This window comes from Lactobacillus sp. W8172 (assembly GCF_016102055.1).
GTDB lineage: Bacteria > Bacillota > Bacilli > Lactobacillales > Lactobacillaceae > Lactobacillus > Lactobacillus apis_A.
Genome location: NZ_JACFPG010000001.1, coordinates 320914 through 346986 on the forward strand (window position 1 = coordinate 320914; position 26073 = coordinate 346986).

The window sequence follows — 26073 nt, forward strand, 5'->3', positions numbered from 1 at the left end:
TTTTTAGTCTATTCTTTTACTTAAAACACGTTCTTCTTCTGGGGTTACCTCTATTGAGTTTTGCCCAGTATAAATTACAAAACCTGGTTTTGCACCATTTGGCTTCTTTACACGCTTATCTTGAACATAATCAACTTGCACGTGAGCTGAGTTTTTAGCTTTTGAAAAGTAAGCCGCAATTTCAGCTGCTTCCACGATATCTTTATCAGTTGGATCGTCGTCCTGTAAAATGACATGTGAACCTGGAATATTCTTAACGTGAAACCAGATGTCAGTCTTATTTGCCTTCTTTAAAGTTAGCCAATCGTTTTGATAATTGTTTTTACCAACTAAGACTGTTTTTCCAGAAGACAATTTAAACTTATTCAAATTTCGTTCTGATATTTTCTTCTTCCGCTTTTGTTTTTGTGGCTTTTTCAAATAGCCTTGAGCTGTTAGCTCATCTGTAATCTGGTCAATATCTTGCGGTTCAGCATTATCAATTGCAGTTTGTACTGAATCAAAGTAGGCTAAATTATCCTGAGCAATTTTAATTTGTTCCTTGACATGTTTAATTGAATCACGAAGCTTCTTATAACGCGTAAAATACTTTTGGCCATTTCGAGCAGGAGAGAGAGCAGCATCAAGCTTTATCTCAATCGGCTGATTATTTTCGTAATAGTTAGGTAATTCGATTTTCGTCATACCTGGTTTAACCTGATTTAAGTTGGCATTAAGAATTTCTCCTCGAATTCGGTAACCTTCAGAATTTTCAGCTAAATCCAATTGCTTATTTAGTTTACCAATTTTTTTGGTCAACTTTTTTTGCTCATTCTTTACTAGACGCTCTATTTGACCAGATTTTTGCTTAACCCAATCCTGGTTGGCTTGATCAAGATAAAAGTCCTCTAGAGCTTCATTAATGTCCGAATATGAGCGTTCCTTAGTTAAGTCAAGATGGTAGGGGAGGTATGAGAATATTTTTTGTTTATGCTCCGGAGTTTGTAAGATGAATGCTCCACTTTTATCAAATTGACCGATAAAAGTTGAAAAAGATGAGTAAGAGTAATCATCTTCTAAATAACCGGTTAGTTCATTCCTATCATCACGATCAAGTCCACCAATTTGGCGAGCAAAAGCTAGCGGTTCTTGCTCTGACTTTTGCTTATTAAATTCATTTTCAGTTAACTCAAAGCCATTAATACCAGGATTCAATGGTGGAAGTTCATATTTAGCTTTGGGTAACAACATTCTAGCCCTATTTTCATCAGGATTAATTCGTTTTAGCAAATCAATAATGTGACCATCATGTTCATTATAAAGAATAACATTACTGTGTCGTCCCATTAACTCAATCGATAAGACTAGTTTAACTTGGTCGCCAAGCTCGTTTCGATTGCTAAAACGCAGGTTTACAATTCGATCTACGCCAATTTGATCAATTCCTTGAAGCACTGATCCTTCAAGATACTTCCTTAACACCATAACAAAAGTAGGTGCCTTATCAGGATTACTTATTGATTGCTTAGTTAAATAGAAGCGTGGATACTGCGCGTTTGCAGAAATAAGTAATTGGTAGTTTTTTCGTTCTTTTCGAAAAGTTAAAACCAGATCCTGATCAAAAGGCTGGTAAATTTTAGAGAGTCTGCCACCAGTTAAAACTGGTTCAATACTCTCTAAAAGACTATGAATAAACAATCCGTCAAATGCCATAATATCACCTCAAAATACGCTTTCTATTATACCAATTATTTACAAATAAGTATCTAAAGAAAGTAGTCTCAACCTGAAAATAAGATACTAGTATTACTATATTAACTAATGGACCTTACGAAATTATTTATTGCAAAAAGCAGATATACTGGTAATATAGATTTATGGTTATCATTGCTACATAACTATAAGCTAAAAATAATATAACAGCTTTTGTAGCAATTTGGTTGCTACATATGGTTCATTTGTTTCACGGCTTGGCATATATCATTCATGCTGATGGTCGTTTTAACAAATTGAATTAACAGGAAATTGTTTTTATTTGTTGCTTTATAAGAAAAAGGTAGTTAAATGGATATTTTATCTTTTAGTACAATTGCAGAAAGTATTAAAAAAACTATTAGTAAAAAATGTGGCTTAAATCTTTCACAAACGCGTATTCTGCTATATTTTGGCAAGAATAATAATACTGCCCTCAAAATGGGTGACCTAGCTGACAAGCTTAAAATCTCTCTTTCCACATTGAGCAGACAGCTACAACAGAAAAAAACGCTTGAATTAGTAATTATTACTCGCTCAGAAAATGATTCTAGTAAAACTGTTGTTCTTAATGAAAAAGGGATTGCCAAAATCAAAGAACTCAAAAGTTCTTTGAAAGAGATCGAAGCAAACTTATTTGCTGGTTTTTCTGATAAAGATATCTCAGTTTTTAATAGTATGTTTAATAAACTAGTCAAAAAAGCAGAGAAGAATTCACTTAAATAGAAAGTCGAACCACTTGTTTTTTTATGCTATAATTCATCTATGTTGTACAGATTAGAATCGAAAGGTTATTTAGATGAAAATTGCATTGGTTACTGATAGTACTAGCGTTATTACTAAAAAAGAAGCTGAAGAAAACAATATAGTTGTTGTTCCTATTCCAATTATCATAGGTGGAAAAGAGTACTTGGAAAATATCAATATCACACCTGATCAATTGTTTGAAATGCAAAGACAAGGGGCTGATTTTCCCAAGACTTCTCAACCAAGCATTGGCGATATGATTAAGCTTTTCGATGAATTACATGATGAAGGCTATGAAGCAATCATTGCGATTACTTTATCCAGTGGTATTTCTGGGTTTTATCATACTTTATGCAATATTGCGGAGAATCATCCAAAATATAATCTACATCCAATTGATACAAGAATGACTGTTCGTTTACAAGGTGATTTGGTTTTGGCCACTTCAAGAATGATTAAAAATGGGTTAGATCTCGATACCATCCTTGAACGAGTTGAAAAAATTCGTTCCACAATTGACGAAATTTTTGTTCCTAATGACTTGAATAACCTTAGTAGAGGTGGTCGTTTAAGTAATGCTGGTGCATTTATCGGCTCAATGCTTAATATCAAACCACTGTTAACTTTTAAGGACGGTAATATCGTTGCATTTGAGAAAATTCGCTCAATGAAGCGTGCTTTTTCAAGAATTAAAAAGCTGACCACTCAAAAAATTGATGAATTACCTTATAAAGATAAAATCAAGCTTTTCATTATTGACTCAAATGATAGTGAGCAGGTCAATGAAGCTAAAGAGTGGATAGAGAAAGAGTTCCCTAACCAGAATTATTCTGTCACTACTTTTAGTCCGGTAATTGCTACGCACTTAGGTGAAAAATCGTTTGCAATTGGCTGGATGATTGATATTGATAAGATTGATTTGGGCTAAGTAGAAGCAGCTTATAGGCTGCTTTTTTTGTAACTTGAGGTAAATAAACAAATAAGCCTGCTGTAGCAAGACTATTTGGTGCAATCTTTACCCCTGTGGCTTTGTGCTTTGTAGCAACTTAATCTAAACATTATGTTAAGTTGCTTTAGTTTAAAAAATTAGTTCATTTAATAGAGGATAGTTTTATTATCTGAATAGACTTTTTAAAACTCACTAACTTTAATAGAACCACTTAAATCTTTTAGAAGTTCTAAGGTGTCATTATTTGGTATATTGGTTGTTGTTATGCACAATGTTATATCAATTTTTTCTGATTAGTATGAACATTCTCGTTTATTATCTGGTAAATATTGACTTTTTTGCTGAATACATCATAAATTAGTCCAATAAAACCTATTTATGCTACTAGATTTCCCTTTTTATCTTTATTTCATAGTCATGGGAGAATAGATAATAGTCTTTTGTGGTATCGATAGTAAAGTTAGATGTTAGGAGCAATTGAATTTTTGAGCTTGTGTAAGACCTATTTAATATACGTATTAGTCCTAAATCCGATAGGATTGCATTCCAGTTATTAATAGTTTTAGGGCTAAAATTCTAGTCCTTAGCCATTGTGTCAATGCTTACGAATGAATCTCTTTTTTGTTATTAGCATGATAACAGTAGTAGATATACAGGCTAATAGTTAGTGACTTGATTAGTGGGAGATAATCTTTTATCCCGGTAGATACTAAAAAGTAACCGTTTTTTCATTTTTGCTTAATTAAGTAATTAGACATCAAGAAAAATAACTACTAAAATTAGATACTAAAGTACATAGTTGTTAATTTTTTAAGATAATATGAGGTATATCATGAAGAAAACTAAAAAAATACTTATTAGTTTAGCGGCTGGATTATTGGCAACAACATCTGCAGCTACTTTAATAACTAAGGCAAATCAAGTTCACGCAGTAGAGACCGCGGAGAAAACTCAAAATGCCGCAGAAGGTATGTTAACGTTAAATCACAAAACCCGTGTTTATAACAAGAAGGGGCAAAAAAGATATTCTTATCTTGGCTGTAACGGCTTACTTAAGAATGGCTCAGAGGTTAAGTATGCTGGAACAGTTGAAGCAATAAATAATCCAGATGTTAAGCGTTATTCATTTCATGATAATGACTGGAACTGGTTGTATTTACCCTATAAGATAATTAAAGGTAAAGAATACTTTAGCATTGGTCATGGCGGTTATATCAAAGCAGTTAATGTAGGAGCAATTAATGGGCAACCGCTATATACAGATGGAATAACTACCACTACCAAAGCATGGTCATCACAAACCAATGTACCTGTTTATGATAATCAAGGTAATAAAACTTCTAAAAAGCTAAAAATTGGTCAAAAAGTCGCCTTAGATAGACAAGCAAATATTTTTGATCTTACCGAAAAAGGTGACGGATACAATGGAGGCACTAATTTTTATCGACTGAAAGGGTCAAATGATTTTATAAATCGGAATAACGTTAAAAATGTTAAACACTTCCTACCGGAGTACACTAACTATACTCGGGTGTTGTTTGTCAATGATGCGTATTTATATAACACAAAAGGTGAAAAAATAATAGAGAAAGATAATAAGCCACTTTATCATAAAGGGGATGGCGTTACAGTAACTTCTATGGTTAATATTACGGATAAAGTAACAGGTGAAACTGTACCATTCTACCGTTTGGCCGATCAATATCTAAATATTGATCAAAAGAGAAGTAATGAATGCTACATAAAGGCTTCTGATACAAAGATTATGTGGGGAAAGCAACTGGAGCCTACTAAATTAGAAGTTAGTAAATAGTAATAATTGTTTTAAATAAGCTAAAGCAAGAAAATTTTAAAGCTTTCTTGCTTTTTTCTCATTTCCCTTACTTAGTTCATATCCTAGTGTTTCCCAACTAAGGGAAATGTCAAATGCTTAAATTGAATAGGCAATGTATCTGCAAGTAATATCTATGCTTTACAACTAACTGCGTATTGATCAAACAAACCCCTATATAACATGAGGTTTTCCTTTGCAAAGAACTTGGCGGTAAATTCGTTGTAAACACTGAAACGACCGAATATGATTATTTTGACGTTGATCATCTTCCACCATTATCAGTAAATGATACTACTGCAGATGAAGTAAAAATGTGCTTAAAGGCTGCACATGATCCGCATTGGCAAGTTATTTGTGACTAACATAAAAAAAGCTGGATAGTTAATCCAGCTTTTTTTCTCCTTGATTTTTAACATTAGCAATTTCATTTAAAGCATCACGCTGTTTCTTTTGGTCAACATGCGTATATAAGTCTGTTGCCGATGTGCCTTTTTGGCCCAATTGTTGCGCAACGAGCACTTGATCTTTAGTTACCCCATAAAGTTCGGAGGCAAGCGTATGACGCAACTTATGCGGTGTTAACGGATGGCCAAACGCTGCAGAGTATTTATTAACCATTTTTTCAATTGCACTAGTTGTAATTCTCTTAGTTTGACCATGCCATCTGGTAAGGAAAAAGGCATTCTGCTTTTTATCAGCAAAATAACGCTTCTTACGTATTTCTCGATAACTGTTCAAATACTTAATCGTCCACTTTGCAATTGGCACGCTGTCGCGTTGACCACCTTTTCGGGTTACATCAAGTGTAGCTTTCTTTAAATTGATGTCAGCTAAGTCAATTCCTGCACACTCAGAAACTCTTATTCCAGTTCCTAAAATAAGGGCAATAATTGCCATATCGCGTTCTTTATTAATTTTAAAAGATGGCAGGGCATGCTTGTTGCACTGCTTTTCAAAATTTTTATCAATAAAATCCAAAAACTGATATTTTAAATCACCAGTATACATATGAGACTCCAAAATATGTGCGCGGTAGTTTAACGTTTTTGTATTGTTAAGTGAGTCAATCTTCAACATAACATTTCTTTCGAAATAAGGCTCACCATTGTTATTGTCGGCTGTGATGGTTAAAAACTTAAATAAAGAGCGCAATGCATTGATTGAGCGGTTAATTGTAGTGGGGGAGTTCAAGTTACCCTGCTGATTTTTAACATGCCCCAAGTAATTGATATAAAGCATTATGTCGTTACGCTGAAGATTAGCCAAAGTATCAGTAGTAATATGCTGGTTGTCTTCAGCGTCAGATATTCCTTCTTGCCTTAACCAATCAAAAAAACGCCTGATTTCAGTCAAATATTGGTAAGAGGTTGCTAAAGAGTGATTGGTACCAAAATTATACTCTTTAACAAAATCCGGCATTTTCTTCAATTCTTCTTCAATAAGGTCTAAGTACTTTTTAGTTTCCACGTAGTTCTCCTAACTATGCTTTTTAATCATTATAAAGCAAAAACGGAATGTATGTTTGTCTTTTTGCTAAAAAGAGTGATTTAATCCTATTTTGTAACTGGGGGAGCAGAAGGATGGGGGAGTGAGTAATAGTCAGACTACTTTACATAGCATTTATTTTATAAAGTACATCCTAACAAATTAATTCATCTCAACCATCATATAGCTTGACGCGTAAGGAATATTTACTTTAGGTTATCAAAACACTAGAGAAAAGGGGCGGTTTTTATCTATTTCATGAAGTAAAGTCTATTTTATTGGTGGTTTCCTATGATTTATTAGGCATTTGCTCACGTCTCTAACTTGTCCGCAAATCTATCTAAATCGAACTGACATTTTGTATTTTTACCGCAGAACCAGTTTGAATTGCTACGAAGAATTTAAAAAGCTGATCTTTAAACCTAAGATTAGCTTTTTAAATACGCGATAAAATTTTTGATAAAAAAGTTTAACTTGTTTTGACAACTTTAAACAAGTTAAACTCAAATAAATTTGACTAACAACTAATAGTGTACGTTTATACCTATCATTAAAATTATAGTTTTAATGATAGCAACTCAAAAAATAGTTGAGTCACTTCATTTTTTGACCCAAATTGAATATTTGACCATATGGGATCCTTTAAGGAATAAACGCCCTAATTTCTCTACAGATATAATTAACTGAATAGTGAATTTCGACAATTTTCTACTTTTGTTCAAAAATCGTTTTTCTACCTTAATTGAGTGAAAATTCTGCCGAATCATCTAATCGGTTTGATCAGTTGATCAGTTATCGAGCAAAAATGATTTTAACGCGCTTAAAATCACTCTAACAGCACAGCAGAAGATAGTATCCGTAAACAAAGTATTTTGGTCCTATTAAACTGATCTTTTTAGACAATTGAACTCAAACATTTGCTTAACAAAAAAGTTTGATGCTAGTACTAGTAATTTAAATACACGGGTAATGCTCTCACTGATAAATAATATTCTCTTCAGTTTTTTATATTTAACTTTACATAATATATATTATACGAAGTTATACATATAAAAATCATAAGACCTACTTTTCAATTTATTTCTATTTTTATTTCTTTTTTCCCACTATTCATTTTAAAAAAATAAAATGATGAGCTGTTAATGCTTAAAAAAGCTCAAGTAGACACAGATTGATTTAGTTGGTTGATCTATGGGTTTAGCGACAATTTCTAACCAGTATATATTGGTGAATTAGCGCATTGCTTTTTTGAACGTTATTTATTTAAGTGCGTCAACGATGCTACTTCATTACTATTTTTATTTTTGGGTTTCAAATCTAATAAATGGTTATAAAAAGCTTTTTCTGTATTTACTATTTCTAGTTTATATATTATTATTAACTGTCCAAAAACTGGTTTTAGAGAAATTTTGAATAGCATTGGCAGTACCTATTTTCGTGACTTAAACTATTATTTGCAAGCTTTTATCTCTTCACTTTAGGTTTATTTTTTTAGCCCTTTTTATTTGCTTTTTTTTGTTTTTGTCCTACAATACTATCTGGGGTATAGTTAAAAAACAATTTTGCTAATCTGTGGCTTTAGCTACATTACTAGTTAAATTGTTTTGTTCATTATTTTTATTGTTTTAATTTTTAATTCTATAATTGTTCTGTTATTATGGAAGATGGAATTATATTTTTGAAAGGGTTGAATTTATTCCATGAGTATAAATTTAGGAAAAGAAATATGCCGTCGTAGACGCGAACAGAAACTGACGCAGGAGGATCTCGCTGAGTTAAGCGATTTGTCAGTTAACTTTATTTCACGTCTTGAACGTACTAAGAATCAGAATATTAGTATTCAGAAACTCGACTCAATTGCTAGAGCCCTGAACACTACTACTCCAGACATCATTATGAATGCTTATCGCTTTAAAGAAGTTAAAGTCGAAAATCATCATGATAATACACCTGTATTTATCAAAAAAGTTCTTAATGAATTAAGAAAGATGTCTCCAGAAAAAGCTGAACGAGTATGTAAATCTTTTATTGTTTTAGCTAAAGAAATAAATAAAGAATAATTGTTTCAAATTAAATATCAAACAAAAACGAGCTAGTTTTACCTAGCTCGTTTTTGTTTTACTATTTTAAATTTCTTATTCAAAAGCCTCTGTTAATTGAGGCACTACCTGCTTTTTACGAGAAACAACACCTGGTAAGTCAATTTCAGAATCAACAACTTTACCAAATGCCTTTTCAAAAGCAGCTTTAGCATTATCATTTCCTACTACTACAAGTGCCTTTGAATCCGAATCGAGTACATTAGTGATTAGCAACATAAATAAATCATAGTTCTCAGCTTCTGAGACATCTTCCATTGCCTTCAAGAAGCTGTCCTTGCGTTCCATTGCCTCAGGAAGATCAACAACGTTAATTTGAGCTACACGAGCAGTTTGACCGTTAAGTTCAAAGCTCTTAGCATCAAGGTCAATTAACTCTTCTTCAGACTTATCAGCAATGTTCGTACCAGCCTTTAGTTCTTCTAAGCCGTAAGATTGGTAATCGACACCTGCTATTTCAGCCAGAGCTTCAACAGCCTTTTTATCCTTATCAGTAGTGGTTGGTGACTTTAATAGCAAAGTATCAGAAATAATTGCTGACAGCATAATTCCGGCAATATTCTTGGGAATTTCGACATCATTGTATCTATATAAGTCATACATGATTGTACTTGTACAACCAACTGGTTCATCAAGATAGAATAATGGTGAAGTTGTGTTGAAGTTCATGATTCTATGGTGGTCAACAACGTGTGTAACTGTCACTTTGTCAATATCAGAAACACTTTGTTGTGGCTCATTATGATCAACCAACATTACCTTATCTACTTCATTAGCAGCAGTTTTAATTACTCTAGGTGCTTCAAAACCAAATTTCTTTAATGCAAATGAAGTTTCATCATTAGCTTCACCAAGTGCTACTGGTTCAGTATTATAGCCTAATTTATTTTGTAAGTATGAATATGCAATTGCAGTACCAATTGCATCTGTATCAGGATTTTGGTGACCAAAAATTAGCTCTTTTTCCATTAATTTTCCTCTTTTTCTTTTATATTTATCTCTTTACTTAGTAGTTTACCTAAATAATAGTTATTCGTCCAAGAACTTTTTCAGTTCCGTTAAAATGCTCTTAATACGTGGCACGTCAATCTTACCCTTACGATAAATAATTGAAACAGAATATTCTGGAGTACCTTCTATATATACAGGAGTTAAATTAATTTCACTCTTATGCAGTTGATAATATGAAGAACTGACAAATGTGTCATAACTTGTTTCTTCCGCAGTCTCTACTAATTGCTCAGTTGAAGAAAAACTCAATGGAACTTTCATACCATTCTTAGCATTAATTTTGCTACCAAATTTTTCCTTCATCAACTGTGTTAAGTAAAAGTTGTCTGGATATGCCACCCACTTTTTGTCCATAAATTTTGAAGAAGGGTAAGCCTTCCCTGCTTCTAGTTCGTGATCATGAGTTAATACTGTAAGCCGGTCTTCACAAATCTGCATGTACTCATATTGATTATGCAGATTAACCTGACTTTTCTTTATATTTGCAGGTACATAGAACAACCCAAAGTCTATTAAATTATTATCGAGGTTATACCACAAATCTTTGCGATTAAAGTAACAAACGTTAATTGTGATATCTGGGCTTTGCTGATTGAAACGAATTAAAAATTTTCTTAATAGCTCAGAACTAACACTGTCTAAAACTCCAATTGAAATATTACCTTTATCAGCTTGAGTAAACTCTTGGATATCATTAACAACAGAATTGATTGTTCCTAAAAGCTTAATTGCTCCCGTTTGTAATTGCTTGCCGGCTTCAGTTAGATAGAGTTTCTTGCCCATTTGCCCAAATAAAGGTGTCCCAATTGCATGTTCGATCTTTTTAATTTGTTGAGTTAAGGCTGGCTGCGTAATTCCTAAAATTTGCGCCGCCTGAGTGTAATTCATGGTATCGATTAATTGCAAAAAATAATGTAATGACTTTGTTGATAGTATTGTATCTGTTTTAGGCATATAAATTAATCCTTCTATCTTAACAATAATATAACTCTATTTATATGCTATTATCGTTCAAAAACCCCTTCATGTCAAAGAGTTGTTCAAAATATACCGCTGCAAGATCTATTAAATAACAGTGTATGTATAAATATTATTTACCGTGAACTAAGGGGGTTACCGATTCTTAAACTAACAGGTAAACCTTCACTTGTAGTATCTATCACAAATGAACCATTTGAATAGCGATCTCCAAGTGGAAATTCGTTCGTATTCACTTTAATGTGTCGCTTACTTGAAGTTGTAATCATTAAAGTATGATCTTGACCATATGAGGCAACAGCAACAACGCGGTGTGGATTATTCTTCAGCTCACGTAGAACGAGAACTCCTCTTTTGGCCCGAGATACCTTATTAATCAGATTGGCTTTAAACTGCTTAAATGCTCCTCTCTGGGTAATTAATCCTACACGCATTAGATCAAGATAGTCAGGTTGGATTAAGACATAAGATACAACAAAGTCGTCATCTTTCAGATTAACTGATTTAACTCCAACGGCCTTTGCACCCGATTCAGGTATTTCACTAATATCATAGCGAACTGCATAAGCATTATGAGTAAATAAAATTATTTCTTGCTTAGAATCCGGTTGAACCAAGTCAACTCGTACAACCTTACTATCATTGTTTTTCATTTTAATCGCAGTAATTGCTCGCGATTTATATGTTCTGGTTGGCTGTAAGTTTGTTAATTGTAGCTGCTTAATATAGCCATCATCTGTTGCTATTAAGAAGTTAACTTTTTGATCCAACTGCTCAAAGTCAAAGACACGAATTATTTGTTCATCATTATTTAGACCTATTTCTTGTGATAAGTGCTGTCCAGTATCTTTCCATTTCGTCTCAATTAGTTCGTTAACGGGACGGAAAATCACATTACCACGATTGGTAAAGAGATATAGGCCAGTAAGTGTAGACAAAGTCTTCTCAAATACGACTTCATCCCCATCAGGAAGACCATTTTCTTTATCATCACTTGACTGCCATGATCTTAATGAAGAGCGCTTTAAATAGCCGTCTTTACTAATCAATACACGAACTTGTTCATCCGCTACTAACGCCTTTTCGTCAATTTTAATTTGTGCTGTTTCTGATGAAATTTCTGTTCTTCTCGGATTCCCAAATTCTTTCTTAACAGCTGACAGTTCTTTAATAATTTCCTTGTCTAAAACCTTTGAATCTGAAAGAAGTGTACGATATTGCTCAATTTTCTTATCAAGTTCTGCTTGCTCAGCTACCAAAGCATCAACATCGGTATTGGTTAAGCGATACAGTTGCAGAGAAACGATTGCTTCTGCTTGACGCTCAGTAAAATCAAATTGCTCCGAAATGTTTTTCTTAGCTTCAGTCTTATTCTTAGATGCACGGATAACCTTAATTACTTGATCTAAGATATCCATCGCATGAATCAGACCTTGAATAATTTCAAGACGTGCTTCTGCTTTATTCAAGTCATACTTTGTCCGTTTAATGACAACATCTTTTTCATGCTCCAAGTATGAAGAAAGAATATGCTTCAAACCAACTTGCATAGGCGTCATATGATCAATGGCAACCATATTGAAGTTATAAGAAACTTGTAATTCGGTGTTCTTGAACAAGTAGTTTAAAATGTTTTGCGCATCTGCACCCTTTTTCAGTTCAATCGCAATGGATAAACCATGACGATCAGTCTCATCACGTACTTCCGCAATACCATCAATTTCTTTGTTAAGACGGATTTCATCCATCTTTTTGACAAGTAAAGCTTTATTTACTGCGTAAGGAATCTCTGTAATGATAATTTCTTCGCGATGCCCGCGGATTTCTTGAATTGTTGACTTAGCACGAACCTGAATACGACCACGGCCAGTTTGATATGCTTCTCTTAAACCTTTTTTACCAAGAACAATCGCCCCAGTTGGAAAATCTGGTCCCTTAACAAATTTCATCAATTCATCAAGCGTCGCATCAGGATTCTTCAAGAGATAGATAGTCGCATCAATTACTTCAGCCAAGTTATGTGGCGGAATTTCTGTAGCATAACCAGCAGAAATACCTGTTGAACCATTAACAAGTAAATTGGGATAGCGTACAGGTAAAACTGTCGGCTCATATTCAGTATCATCAAAGTTAAGCACCATATTGACAGTATCTTTATCAATATCTTCCAAAAGCATATTGGAAATTTTGCTTAGACGAGACTCCGTATAACGCATGGCTGCAGGACCATCACCGTCCATTGAGCCATTATTACCGTGCATTTCAATTAGCGGCTCACGCATTTTCCAATCTTGAGAAAGGTGGACTAACGCGCCATAGATAGAGCTGTCACCGTGAGGGTGAAAGTTACCCATGATATTACCAACCGCCTTAGCAGCTTTTTTAAATGGCTTATCATAAGTATTATTATCTTGGTACATTGCGTACAAAATTCTTCTTTGTACGGGCTTCAAGCCATCACGAATATCAGGTAAGGCTCTTTCTTGAATAATATATTTAGAATACCTTCCAAAACGTTCACCCATGACTTGCTCAAGTGGCATTTCACGAATTCGTTCTTTTGTAGCCATTAATTAAACCCCTCTATTCATTTTCTTCTTCAAGAATTGAAGCATTTTCGCCTAATCTAAATTTGACGTTTTCCTCAATCCAATTTCTTCTAGCTTCTGCCTGATCACCCATTAAAGTAGTTACTCGTCGCTCAGCTAGTGCAGCATCATCAATCTTAACGCGAATCAGCATTCTGGTCTCTGGATCCATTGTAGTATTCCATAGTTGTTCTGCATTCATTTCACCAAGACCTTTGAAACGCTGCAAAGAATAACCACGGCCCATTTCCTTTTCATCATTTACAAGTTCTTCATCAGTCCAGGAGTATTTAACTTGAGCTTTCTTCCCACGGCCTTTTTGTAAACGATATAGTGGGGGCAGTGCAATATAAATTTTACCGTGCTCTATCATCGGCCTCATGTAGCGGTAAAAGAAGGTTAATAGCAAAATTTGAATATGAGCTCCATCGTCGTCGGCATCCGTCATAATGATTACTTTGTCGTAATTAGAATCTTCGACTTTAAATTCGGCACCAACACCGGCTCCGATGGTATAAATCATAGTATTAATTTCTTCGTTTTTAAAAATATCTTGTAATTTAGCCTTTTGGGTGTTTAAAACCTTACCACGTAAAGGCAAAATTGCTTGGAAACGACGATCTCGGCCTTGCTTGGCAGAACCACCGGCTGAGTCTCCCTCCACTAGGAAAAGTTCATTTTTCTTAGGATTGCGAGATTGCGCTGGTGTTAGCTTCCCAGATAGAACTTCTTTTTTACGACGTTTCTTGCCATTACGACTTTCGTTTCTAGCTTTCTTGGCTGCTTCACGTGCATCCCTTGCTCGCTGTGCCTTTTTGACAAGTTCCTGAGCTAGTTCACCATTTTCCATCAAATAGTACGACATTTTTTCGTAAACAATCGCATCTACAACGGATCTTGCTTGAGGTGTACCTAGTTTGCCTTTGGTCTGCCCTTCAAACTCTAGCTGCTCTTCAGGTATCTTGACAGACAAAACAGCACTTAAACCTTCACGATAGTCAGAGCCATCAATGTTCTTATCTTTTTTGGTTAGTAAGCCTTGCTTTTTAGCATAGTCATTAAACGCACGAGTAAATCCGCTTCTAGCACCCACTTCATGGCTACCACCGTCAGCAGTCCGCACATTATTGACAAACGAAACCAAGTTTTCTGAATAACTATCACTGTATTGGCCACTAAATTCAACTTCAATTTCATCTTGCTTACCATCAAAGTAGAAGACATCATTAAGGGTTTCTTTACCTTCATTTAAGTAGGATACAAAGGACTCAATCCCATTATCATACTTAAAATCATCATGATGCTGTGGTTCGCGCTCATCAGTTAAAACAAAGCGCACACCCTTTAATAGAAAAGCAGATTCACGAATTCGTTCTTGAATTGTTTCGTACTTATATTTAATAGTAGAAAAAATTGTTTCATCTGGCTTAAAGGTAATGCAGGTTCCTGTTTTTTCTTTAGTTTTACCTAAACGCTTTAAAGTACCTACTGGATGACCACCGTCTTTAAATTCTTCTTCATACGCAACACCATCACGAACAACCTTTACATCCATATAGCTGGATAAAGCATTAACTACCGAAGAACCAACACCATGCAAACCACCTGATGTCTTGTAGTTCTGTTCGGTGAATTTTCCTCCGGCATGAAGAACCGTCAGAATAACTTCGATTGTTGGACGACCAGATTTGTGCATCCCCGTGGGCATGCCCCGACCAAAGTCGCGCACAGTGACACTGTTATCTTGATGAATTGTAACATCAATTTCTTGACCATATCCGGCCATTGCTTCGTCAACAGAATTATCGACAATTTCGTAAACTAGTTGATTCAGGCCATGAATATCAGTTGATCCAATATACATCCCTGGACGCTTACGAACAGCCTCTAAACCATGAAGAATCTGAATCGATGAATCATCGTAAGAATTTGCGTTTTTATTTGTTTTAGCCAAATAAATTCCTCCAGTTTTCAATCATTTATATATTTTAATCCTCAAGCCAAGTAATCTTTGATAAAATAGCCTTAGACTTTAAGAGAGCAGGATATAAATGATAAATCTAAAATTAATACTGGTATTTATTCTAGCATACTTAATAGGTTCCTTCCCCACTGGGGTAATTATCGGAAAAATATTTTTTGCTGAAGACATTCGTGACTATGGTTCAGGCAACATTGGTACCACAAACTCTTTTCGAGTTTTAGGTCCTTTTGCCGGGAGCTTTGTTTTGGTAGTTGACGTTCTAAAAGGAACTTTAGCTACTAACTTGCCACGTCTATTTCATATTGCTGGTCCTAAATACTTACTATTAATTTCCGGTGGCCTAGCAATTCTAGGTCACACTTTTTCAATTTTTCTAAAATTTAAGGGTGGTAAAGCAGTTGCAACAAGTGCCGGTCTCTTTTTAGGCTACAACCTAAAGTTTTTCGGCGTTTGTGCCCTAATCTTTCTTCCCCTTGTTTTCATTACTTCATATGTGAGTTTAGCCAGTCTAATTGCGGTAGTCCTAATTTTCATTAGCACTTTCTTTTTTCATGACCTTTTCCTTGAAATTATCGTTGGCTGCATTATGGTTATACTTTTTATCCGGCACCGCAGCAATATTAAGCGACTAATTAACCATCAAGAAAACATTATTCCGTTCGGTTTATGGTATTGGTACAAGAAAAAACACAACAAGTTATAAACACTAAGTGAATAAATAGAGCTAGCAACTATTTGCTAGCTATTTTATTATAGTTATAAGAACAAAAGTTCGCAACGGAATATTTTGGCATCTTTTTGCAGGAAAAAGTATCCTATTTTCGCTTAGCCTCAATTAAACTAACTAGACAAAGCACAGCCACAATAACCGAGATTAACAAAAGCACCTCAAAACTTAATTTTAGACCGGCAAGTGCTCCATCAACAATATCCTTACTTTGAGTTTGACCCCAAGTCAAAAGTGACGCCGCCATAGCTGTCCCCATTGCACCAGAATACGATTGAGCCGTCATAAAAATTACATTGCCGTCATTAGACTCCTCATTTTCAAGCCTTGCTAAACTAAACGTCATAATATTACTGTAGCTCAGACCCAAGCCAATCATAAAAACTACATAACTAATCACTATGATAGAAACCGATGACCCATTGAAACTTGCAATCAAAAAGCTAAAGCAAATAATAATTACACCTAAAATTATCGGCAGACGCGGATTAGTTTTATCGTAAATAATGCCGGCCAACGCTGCAACAATAGCATCTGTAATTGCGGCGGGAAGGATAAGCAGGCTAGTATTTGCAGTTGTCTGCGCAAATGCTGTTTGCAAAACGTTAGGAAGTAAAAAAGATAGGCATAGCGAAATCAATTGCAATAAGAAAAAGGCAATTAATAGGCCATCAAAACGCGCACTTTTAAAAAGAGCTAGCTTGATTACAGCATGATCACTCTTTTGTTCGCAATAAACAAAGACTAAGCAACTAATTAGCGCAACAAGCAGTAAAACAATCTGTCTTAAGCCAAATTGCTGGTCAGTTAAATCAAGTAGCAACCATAAAGTCGACACCAAAAATACACTTAAAAAAGCTCCACCTTGGAAATCAAATGGTACATGAACTGGCTGTTTGACTTGAACAATACTTTGTTCTCCTAATAACCAGGTAATAATGATTATTGGAATAATTAAAATAAATAAGGCTTGCCATGGTAAATAGTTCAAAATAAGACCACCATATGCAGGACCAACAGCAGGAGCAAAAGCAATAACTAGTGTTCCGATGCCCATCAAAGTTCCAACTTTCTCTTTTGGTGCCTGCTCTAATATCAGGGAGAACATTAATGGTAGGCCAATTCCATCTGCAATTCCTTGTAGGAGACGACCACCTAAGAGCATCGTAAAACTACTTGTAAATCCTGCCATAATTGTTCCAATCAAAAAAGAAATAACCGCAACCCTAAATAAGGCGATTGCTCGATACCTTTTACGCAAAAATGAACCAAAAGGGATGATAATCGTTGAAACAAGCATATATCCCGTAGTTAGCCATTGCACGGTTTTTGCTGAAACTGCAAATTGTTTCATTAACTGCGGGAAAGCGATATTTAGCGCAGTTTCAATTACTATTCCCAAAAAGCTCAGCACCCCAACAGCAATAATTGCTCCTACTAGTTTCTTATTGTTTGTCATTAATTTTCCTTCCTTAGCACTAAACTTTGACTCTTCTAGAATATTATCACAATATATAGTAGTGCTAAATAGTAGGTCAGTTAGCAACAAGTGATTTGAATTATACAAAAAATTGCTAATTATAATTAAAATCAATAGGAAAAATATTTTTATCATTCAATTTTGATCGCACAAAAAAAGTATGACTAGTCGCCATACTTTTTTGCTTAGTTATAAGTTATTCATCTTTATCATGGAACGCCATACTGAAGCCAGCCGTGAAAGTTTCACCGGCAGGCAAATGGTTCATCCCATATTTTTCTTCTAGCTTTTGGTTGGTATCACTTCGATCAGCTATTCCCCACCAAGGTTCAATACAAACATAATCAGCTGTTTTTGGATATTGTGACCAAACGCCAACAAACGGAGCATCCCGTAACCAAACGTTAACGTGGAAATTGTTTACATCTGTTCTGAGAGAAACCTGATTTTCATGACCACGTAATTGGAAAATTAATGCATCGTCTTTAAACAAATGATCACTTAGCGCAATCAGACTATTGGTTGAAGCTAAAGAACGATTTTGCCAATCCAAATAAGCTCCCTTTAAAGGAATTCGTACCCTTGCACGGGATGGTTTAGTACTAAAGTAGAAATCTTCCTTTGTTAGCTCAGAAGTAGTTGGAATATTAAAGCCAGGATGACCACCGATACCAAAAATCATTTCACCATCGGACCTATTGACCACACTGAAATTTTCTTCCAATAAATTATTGAGTAAGTTATAGTTTACGCGTAATTCAAATTTAAATGGATAGACTTTTCTTGTCTCTTCATTATCAGTCAGTAGAAGCGTAATACTTTCATCAGTCTGTTGCTCAACTTTAAATTCTTGATCACGTGCAAAACCATGTTGATTTAAATGATAGGTTTTGCCTTGATAGGTATATTCATCATTTTTTAGCCTACCAACAATTGGAAATAGAATCGGTGCATGCCGATTCCAGACCTCTGGATCTGCTTGCCAAATATATTCATACCCACTATGTAAACTTTTAACACTCTGGACTTCAGCACCCTTACTTGCAATTGTGACTTGCAAAATGCTGTTTTTAATTGTGTAATCCATGTTAAATCATCGCCTTTTGTTAAAGAATGAACTTAGTTAAATCTTTATTTGTTATTATATCACTAAGTTTTTCATCAACATATGCTTCAGTTATTGTAATTTCACCCATTGCCATGTCAGGGCCTTCATACAAAACATCTTCAAGCAACTTTTCCAAAATAGTTGATAGTCTTCTAGCACCAATATTATCCGTTCCCTGGTTAACATCAAACGCTATTTGAGCTATTTTATCGACTGCTTCTTTTGTGAAGACTAATTTGATGCCGTCAGCCTTCATCAATGCAACATATTGCTCAAGCAAAGAATCTGCTGGATCTTTCAAAATCTTCACAAAATCTTCCTTAGTTAAAGCATTAAGCTCAACGCGAATTGGAAAACGTCCTTGAAGTTCAGGAATCAAATCACTTGGCTTAGATTCTGAAAAGGCACCGGCAGCAATAAAGAGAATATGATCCGTTGATACAGGTCCATATTTGGTTTGAACAGTTGAGCCTTCAACAATTGGTAAGATATCGCGTTGAACACCTTCACGGGACACTTCTCCCGAAGTCTTCTTGTTTCCAGCAGCTATTTTATCAATTTCATCGATAAAAATAATACCATTGTTTGATGTACGCTCAATTGCCTTTTGATAGATTGAGTCATAATCAACTAACTTCTTTGATTCTTCTTGAATTAGAACTTCACGTGCATCCCTAACAGACATGGTCCGTTTGATACGTTTCTTTGGCATCATTTCATTAAGCATTGAGCCCATATCCACACCCATTTGGTTCATCATATTGCCCATTGGGTTGATTTTTGGAGCTTGTTCTACTTCAATTGTCACGTCACGGTCTTCTAGCAAGCCCTTATCAAGTTGTTCTGCAACTGACAAACGCTCATTTCTGATTTCGTCCGTTACTTCTTCTTGGTCAGCTTCAGGAACGTTATTAGCGTTTTGATCATTTGGCATGAGCATTGACATCATGTCCTGCAATTCCTGCATTTGATTTCTTCTTTTTTCTTTTTTAATGCCAGGAACAAGCATACGTACAATTGTTTTATTTGCTTCTTTTGCTGCTTGAGCACGAACATGGTCAAACTGATCCTTTTCTTCCATTCGAACAGCTTCACTGACTAAGTCACGTACCATTGATTCGACGTCACGGCCAACATAACCAACTTCAGTAAATTTGGTTGCTTCAACTTTAACGAAAGGTGCATCAACAATAATTGCCAGTCTTCTAGCAATTTCTGTTTTTCCGACCCCAGTTGGACCTGCCATTAACATGTTTTTAGGAGTAATGTCTTCCTGCATCTTTTTAGGCAGTTGCATGCGCCGATAACGGTTATAAAGAGCCACTGCAACAGCTTTTTTAGCTTCATCTTGACCAATAATATATTCGTCTAATAAGCTAACAATTTGTTTGGGTGTTTTAATCTCCATTACTTATTCACTCACCTTTAAAGTTCATCCGTATGAATTTGATCATCGGTAAAAATATCGATTCCAGAAGCAATTTCAACTGCTTCATGAGCAATCTCACTAGCTGACATATCAGAAGAATGTCTAATCATAGCAATCGCTGCAGCCTGAGCAAAATTACCACCAGAACCAATTGCAACTACGTTTTCATCTGGCTCAAGAACTTCTCCGTTTCCTGAAATTAGTAACAAGTCCTTGTCATCAAATGCAATCAACATTGCGTCTAGCTTTTGCAAAGTTGCATCTTTTCGCCAGGACTGCGCCATTTCAACTGCAGCACGACGCAAATCGCCACCAAACGCTTCAAGTTTACCTTCTAGCATATCTTGTAAACTAACTGCATCGGCAACACCACCAGCAAAGCCAATAACCACGCGATCATGGTATATCCGGCGAATCTTTTTTGCTGTTGCTTTTGCGATTACCTTTTCACCTAAAGTAACCTGGCCGTCACCGGCAATTGCAGTTTTTCCGTTATATCTTACTGAACATATAGTCGTCATTATTTTGCCTCATCTTTCTTATCATTACGTGTAAAGAACTGATCATAATTTGCCTGTAAATGACTCATTGTTACATGAGTATAAATTTGTGTTGTCGACAAATTAATGTGTCCTAATAACTCCTGAACACTACGCAAATCGGCGCCATTATTAAGCATAGCTGTCGCAAATGAGTGGCGTAATTCATGGGGATGCACTTTTCCGTTTATCCCCGCATTATTAAATACTTTTTGCATAATGTATTCAATTCCGCGTGTAGTTAACGGCTTCCCTAAATTATTTAGAAAAACAGTCTTATTATCATCTGCATTTTTTAAGAGCTTAGGTCGGCCTTCATTCAGATAGTTCGACAGTGCCTCTTCAGTTTGCTCATCAAAAGCCACGTAACGATCTTTATTTCCTTTTCCATGAACTAAAATAATCTTTAACTCCAAGTCGATTTGCTCAATTTTTAGTTCACTTACTTCACTTACCCGCATGCCAGTTGTATAAAACAATTCAAACATTGCTAGATTGCGCATTGTTAATGGCTCATTGGACTTAAGTGAATCAAAAACCTGCTTGATTTCAGGAGCATAAAAGAACTGCGGTAGTTTATGATCTTTAGCGCGCAAAACAACCGTTTGCGTTGGGTCTATTTTAACAATTTTCCGCTTAGTTAGAAAGCGGTAAAATGACCGCAAACTCGACATTTTTCGTGATTGTGTGGACCTTGCTACTTTGCGCTCTGCGAGATTTTGTATAAAAAGCTCAACATCCCGTCTAGTAACTTTTTTCCAGCCATCAAAACCGCCATTATCTTGCCAAAATTTTTTTGCCTCAAGCAAATCATTTTGATAAGAAATGACCGTATTTTTACTGTAATGCCGTTCGTTTTGAAGATAAGAAATAAAAAGCGTTAGTTCATCACTTTCATTAGCACCTGTCATTTTTACATCAATTCTTCCTGCTTAAAAGTTGCAAGATCTGCTAAACTACGTTCACTAATTTTTTCATGCCGTTCACGCTTATTGCGAATTTTCTTTCCTTCTAAACCAGGAATCAGGGCAAAACTGGCATTCATTGGCTGAAAATGTTTAACACTAGTGGTTGTAACATAGTTGGCCATTGAACCAAGTGCAGTATCCTTCGGAAAGACAACAGGAGCTTGATCACAGGCAGTCTTTGCTGCATTAATACCAGCAACTAAACCGCTACCAGCACTTTCAACGTAACCTTCAACTCCAGTCATTTGACCGGCGAAAAAGAGTCCCGGTTGCTTTTTCGCTTCATAAGTAGCTGCTAAGACTTCAGGAGAAGCCATGTAAGTATTGCGGTGCATTTTACCATAGCGAATAAAGCGTGCATTTGCCAAGCCTGGAATCATCGAAAAGACTCTCTTCTGCTCACCATACTTAAGATGAGTTTGGAAACCAACAATGTTATACATTGACGCAGCTGCATTATCCTGACGCAGCTGAACAACCGCATAAGGAGTTTTTCCAGTATGCGGATCCTCTAAGCCGACTGGCTTAAGTGGCCCAAAGAGCATAGTCTTTTCACCACGACCGGCCATTACTTCAATTGGCATGCAGCCTTCAAAAACATCTTCCTTTTCAAAACTATGCATTTCAGCAGTTTCCGCATTAACCAATTCATGAGCAAACTTTTCATATTCTTCTTGTGTCATTGGACAGTTAAGATATGCGGCATCACCACGGTCATAACGTGATTTTTTATAAACAATATCCATATCAATTGAGTCTGCCGCAATAATTGGGGCTGCTGCATCAAAGAAATGTAAGCTATCAGTACCAGAAAATTGTTTAATTTGATCTGCTAATGCATCACTAGTCAAGGGGCCAGTTGCAACTACCGTAATACCATCTTTAGGCAATTCAGTAATTTCTTCTCCATGAAAAGTGATATTTGGCAATGCATGAAGCTTTTGCGTGATATATTCACTAAATTCATCACGATCGACTGCTAAAGCTCCTCCAGCTGGAACCTGCGTTTTATCGGCAGCTTCAATAATTAACGAATCTAGTTGACGCATTTCTTCTTTTAATAATCCAACGGCATTAGATAGTTGATTGGATCTCATTGAATTTGTGCACACTAATTCGGCCAATTCACCTGTTTTATGTGCAGGTGTCATCTTCTTGGGACGCATTTCATAAAGATCAACTGAAATCCCGCGCTTTGCTAATTGCCAGGTAGCTTCACTTCCGGCTAAGCCACCACCAATAACAGTTACACTTTTTGGCATGTTTATATCTTCCTTTTACTAAAAAATCAGTTAGATTAAGCTTAAATAAAAGAATATCATCAAATCGTTTTGATTTGATGATATTTACATAAATTTAATTTTATTTTGTTATTTTTTCATCCTTAGGTTCTTCTTTGTAGTCACCGTTTGGACATGAAATTACTAAGCCCTTTTTAGTTTTCTTTTCAACTAAGAAATGTCCATCGTTTGGACAATTACGACTAATCGGCATATCCCACGAAACAAAGTCACATTCAGGGTAGCGTGAGCAACCATAGAATTTACGATTACGCTTAGATTTTTTCTCAACAACGTCTCCTTTGCCACATTTTGGACAAGTAACGCCAACTTTTTTGACAATCGCCTTAGTGTTACGGCAATCAGGGAAACGTGAACAAGCATAGAACTTACCATAGCGTCCCATTTTGATGACCATTGGGGCACCACAGATATCACAGTTAAATCCAGCAGGCTCATCCTTAATCTGAACTTTTTGAATCCCTGCTTCAGCTTTATCTAGTTCTTTCTTGAATGGGTGGTAATATTCATCAACCACTTTTACCCAGTTCTTTTTACCAGCCTCAATACTGTCGAGGTCATTCTCTAATTGAGCAGTAAAGTCGATATTAACAATATCTGGGAAAAACTTTTCGATTAAATTATCAACGATTTCACCCAACTCAGTTGGTACAATCGATTTAGCCTCAAGCTTAACATAGTAACGTCTTTGAATCGTGTCAATAGTCGGTGCATATGTTGACGGACGACCAACACCATTTTCTTCCAGCGTGTGTACTAAACTTGCTTCTGTATATCTAGCAGGTGGTAAGGTGAAATGCTGCTTATTATCGGATTTTGCAAGTTTAACTTCGTCTCCATCATTTAAATCTGGAAGCTCAATATTCTTTTCTTGCAAGTTATCATAAACTTTTGTAAAACCAGCAAATTTCATTTTTGAACCAGTAGTCCTAAATGTAACACCATTTTGTTCAATATCTGCTCTAACAGTATCATAAACTGCTGGTGTCATTTCACTTGCAACAAACCGTGCCCAAATCAGTTTATACAAACGATATTGCTCAGTTGTTAATACGGATTTGAGGGACTCAGGTGTGCGGTAAACACTAGTTGGTCTAATTGCTTCATGGGCATCCTGAGCATCTTCCTGGTTTTTGAAGTGCCTTGCACCTTTGGCCGCGTATTCTTTGCCATACTTCTCATTTAAGAACTTAGAAGCTTCTGCTTGAGCAACTGGTGATGTTCTCTTAGAGTCGGTTCTCATATAGGTAATCAAACCTACTGTCCCCTGTTTACCCAAACTAATTCCTTCATAAAGCTGCTGAGCAATGCTCATCGTTCTTCTTGTACGGTAGTTCAACCGCTTATTGGCTTCTTGTTGAAGCGTTGAAGTCGTAAAAGGAGCTGCAGGTTGCCGACGACGTTCACGCTTTAAAACATTGTTAATTTCAAACGGCTTCTTTTTATCGATTTTGGACAAAACCTTTTGAACTGCTTCATTATTAGGTAGTTCTTGCTTTTTACCATCAACACCCCAAAAAGATGCATTAAATGACTTAGTTTTCTTTTTAAACTCAGCGTCAATTGTCCAATATTCTTCAGGCTTGAAGTTTTTAATTTCTTTTTCGCGGTCAATTACCAGCTTGAGTGCAACAGATTGAACACGTCCTGCACTTAAACCTTTTTTAACTTTGTCCCATAATATTGGCGAAAGTGAATAACCAACAATTCGATCAAGAATTCTTCTTGCTTGTTGCGCATTAACCGTGTCCATGTCAATTGCACGCGGATTTTTAAAACTGTTTTTAACTGCATCCTTAGTAACCTCATTAAAGGTTACACGGTTTTTAGCAGTATCATCCAAATTTAGCGTATGCGCGACATGCCAAGCAATTGCTTCTCCTTCACGATCCGGGTCGGAAGCCAAATATACTTCTTTAGCTTTTTTGGCTTCTGACTTCAATTCTTTAATCGTGTCACCCTTACCACGAATAGAAATATATTTTGGTTTATAATCATTATCAAAATCAATTCCCATCTGTGATTTAGGCAAATCACGAATATGACCTTTAGAAGCAATAACTCGGTAATTACGACCAAGATATTTTTCAATTGTCTTAGCCTTTGCGGGTGACTCAACGATCACCAATGTCTTTTTTCGTTTACTTGGCTTTGATTTCGTAGGCATCAAAAGCCTCCTCATTAAAAATCTATTTAAAAATACTAGTCTGAGAATAGAATATTTGCCTACCAATTGTCAACTTATTCAAGCTAAAGAAGAAAAATCAGTTATTGGTGTTGCCCCTGCCTCAATCAACTTATTCGGACCAGTCGAAAGTTGACTATTAATCGGACCGGGAACTGCATAAATATTACGATTCTCTTGAAGCGCAATATTGGCCGTTATTAAGGAACCCGATTTTTCTTTAGCTTCGGTAACAATTACGCTATCAGCAATTCCAGCCAAAATTCGATTTCTTTCTGGAAAGCGAAAGGGCCTTGGTGGTGTATCAGGCAAATATTCACTCAGAACTAAACCTTCATTTATAATCTGCCTTTGAATTTGACTATTGCGTTCTGGATAAAAGTGATTTAAACCATTTCCAATAACGGCAATGGTTTTCCCGCCATTATTCAATGTAACGCTGTGCGCCATTACATCAACACCCATTGCCAATCCACTAGCAATAACAAAGTTGCTTTTAACTAATTGCGGCACTATTTTATTCAAAACCAATTGACTATAATCAGTTGCTTGACGCGAACCCACAATAGTGATGACGTTTTCCTGCAACAATTTCAAATTACCTTGCGCAAACAAAATTAACGGCGGTCGATATATTTCCCGCAATTTTTGGGGATACATTTGATCAAAAAAACTAATTATCTGACACTGCTTTTTTATTCGCACAATCTTTGCTTCAGCCTGTTGATTATAAAATGCTGTTAACGCTGACTTGATCAACTCACTTGGCAAATCCATTTGCTTAATTATTTCAGGATTAACTTCGCTAGTAGGCAATTGACTAGCAATTTGTAACATCTTAACATAACCGATTCCGTTTTGTAATTTTAAGCGCAAAAGAAAATTTGTTATCTTCATAAAAAGCCTCCTATTTAGAATTACGTAAAAAGG

General features: G+C 35.7%; 19 protein-coding genes. 5 read left to right on the top strand and 14 right to left on the bottom strand.

All coding sequences use genetic code 11. The features are described from left to right. Window positions 1-3 precede the first annotated feature (3 nt). Window positions 4-1692: an NFACT family protein gene (locus H3R21_RS01495; RefSeq protein ID WP_198182517.1), complete on the bottom strand. Its 1689-nt coding sequence runs from the start codon at window positions 1690-1692 to the stop codon at window positions 4-6. A 351-nt stretch (window positions 1693-2043) separates the two neighbouring features. On the opposite strand from H3R21_RS01495, the gene H3R21_RS01500 reads away from it, so the two are divergent. From H3R21_RS01500 to H3R21_RS01510, 3 genes are all read left to right on the top strand, one after another. Further along, complete coding sequence (locus tag H3R21_RS01500; RefSeq protein ID WP_198182519.1) at window positions 2044-2457, top strand: MarR family winged helix-turn-helix transcriptional regulator; 414 nt, start codon at window positions 2044-2046, stop codon at window positions 2455-2457. A gap of 73 nt (window positions 2458-2530) precedes the next feature. Further along, window positions 2531-3406: a DegV family protein gene (locus tag H3R21_RS01505; protein ID WP_074425361.1), complete on the top strand. Its 876-nt coding sequence runs from the start codon at window positions 2531-2533 to the stop codon at window positions 3404-3406. A gap of 853 nt (window positions 3407-4259) precedes the next feature. After that, a complete protein-coding gene (locus H3R21_RS01510) occupies window positions 4260-5240 on the top strand; it encodes an SLAP domain-containing protein (RefSeq protein ID WP_198182521.1) in 981 nt (326 codons plus the stop codon). Window positions 5241-5642: 402 nt separating this feature from the next. Here the strand turns inward: H3R21_RS01510 and xerS are convergent, their stop codons facing one another. Further along, complete coding sequence (xerS, locus tag H3R21_RS01515; RefSeq protein WP_198182523.1) at window positions 5643-6728, bottom strand: tyrosine recombinase XerS; 1086 nt, start codon at window positions 6726-6728, stop codon at window positions 5643-5645. A gap of 1718 nt (window positions 6729-8446) precedes the next feature. Between xerS and H3R21_RS01520 the strand changes: the two genes are divergently transcribed. Continuing rightward, window positions 8447-8806 carry a helix-turn-helix domain-containing protein gene (locus H3R21_RS01520; RefSeq protein WP_046306868.1) on the top strand — a complete coding sequence of 120 codons (360 nt, stop codon included), beginning with the start codon at window positions 8447-8449 and terminating at the stop codon, window positions 8804-8806. Window positions 8807-8881: 75 nt separating this feature from the next. Here the strand turns inward: H3R21_RS01520 and H3R21_RS01525 are convergent, their stop codons facing one another. From H3R21_RS01525 to parE, 4 genes are all read right to left on the bottom strand, one after another. Next, complete coding sequence (locus H3R21_RS01525) at window positions 8882-9814, bottom strand: manganese-dependent inorganic pyrophosphatase (RefSeq protein WP_198182525.1); 933 nt, start codon at window positions 9812-9814, stop codon at window positions 8882-8884. A 60-nt stretch (window positions 9815-9874) separates the two neighbouring features. After that, window positions 9875-10810, bottom strand: a complete 936-nt coding sequence (locus H3R21_RS01530) for a LysR family transcriptional regulator (RefSeq protein ID WP_122035126.1) — start codon at window positions 10808-10810, stop codon at window positions 9875-9877. A gap of 140 nt (window positions 10811-10950) precedes the next feature. Then, the gene (gene parC / locus H3R21_RS01535) at window positions 10951-13404 is read right to left on the bottom strand and encodes a DNA topoisomerase IV subunit A (protein ID WP_198182527.1); all 2454 of its coding nucleotides are present in this window, start codon (window positions 13402-13404) and stop codon (window positions 10951-10953) included. A gap of 13 nt (window positions 13405-13417) precedes the next feature. Next, window positions 13418-15376: a DNA topoisomerase IV subunit B gene (gene parE / locus H3R21_RS01540; RefSeq protein ID WP_074425371.1), complete on the bottom strand. Its 1959-nt coding sequence runs from the start codon at window positions 15374-15376 to the stop codon at window positions 13418-13420. Window positions 15377-15473: 97 nt separating this feature from the next. On the opposite strand from parE, the gene plsY reads away from it, so the two are divergent. Next, window positions 15474-16109 (top strand): glycerol-3-phosphate 1-O-acyltransferase PlsY, encoded by a 636-nt coding sequence (gene plsY, locus H3R21_RS01545; protein ID WP_046306861.1) that lies wholly within the window; start codon window positions 15474-15476, stop codon window positions 16107-16109. A gap of 112 nt (window positions 16110-16221) precedes the next feature. On the opposite strand, the gene H3R21_RS01550 is transcribed toward plsY, so the two are convergent. From H3R21_RS01550 to dprA, 8 genes are all read right to left on the bottom strand, one after another. Then, window positions 16222-17592: an MFS transporter gene (locus H3R21_RS01550; RefSeq protein WP_198182529.1), complete on the bottom strand. Its 1371-nt coding sequence runs from the start codon at window positions 17590-17592 to the stop codon at window positions 16222-16224. Window positions 17593-17809: 217 nt separating this feature from the next. Beyond that, entirely contained in the window at window positions 17810-18700 is an 891-nt protein-coding gene (locus tag H3R21_RS01555) for an aldose 1-epimerase family protein (RefSeq protein WP_198182531.1), read from the bottom strand. Window positions 18701-18719: 19 nt separating this feature from the next. Next, window positions 18720-20129 (bottom strand): ATP-dependent protease ATPase subunit HslU, encoded by a 1410-nt coding sequence (hslU, locus tag H3R21_RS01560; RefSeq protein WP_198182534.1) that lies wholly within the window; start codon window positions 20127-20129, stop codon window positions 18720-18722. Between the two features lie 17 nt (window positions 20130-20146). Next, window positions 20147-20671: an HslVU peptidase proteolytic subunit gene (hslV, locus tag H3R21_RS01565; RefSeq protein WP_046306853.1), complete on the bottom strand. Its 525-nt coding sequence runs from the start codon at window positions 20669-20671 to the stop codon at window positions 20147-20149. Next, a complete protein-coding gene (gene xerC / locus H3R21_RS01570) occupies window positions 20671-21600 on the bottom strand; it encodes a tyrosine recombinase XerC (protein WP_198182536.1) in 930 nt (309 codons plus the stop codon). The genes hslV and xerC overlap by 1 nt, the downstream gene beginning before the upstream one ends. A gap of 2 nt (window positions 21601-21602) precedes the next feature. After that, window positions 21603-22919 carry a methylenetetrahydrofolate--tRNA-(uracil(54)-C(5))-methyltransferase (FADH(2)-oxidizing) TrmFO gene (trmFO, locus tag H3R21_RS01575; protein WP_198182538.1) on the bottom strand — a complete coding sequence of 439 codons (1317 nt, stop codon included), beginning with the start codon at window positions 22917-22919 and terminating at the stop codon, window positions 21603-21605. Window positions 22920-23019: 100 nt separating this feature from the next. Further along, entirely contained in the window at window positions 23020-25125 is a 2106-nt protein-coding gene (gene topA, locus H3R21_RS01580; protein WP_198182540.1) for a type I DNA topoisomerase, read from the bottom strand. A 78-nt stretch (window positions 25126-25203) separates the two neighbouring features. Continuing rightward, on the bottom strand, window positions 25204-26040 hold the full coding sequence (gene dprA / locus H3R21_RS01585; protein WP_198182542.1) for a DNA-processing protein DprA: 837 nt from the start codon (window positions 26038-26040) through the stop codon (window positions 25204-25206). Window positions 26041-26073: the final 33 nt, after the last annotated feature.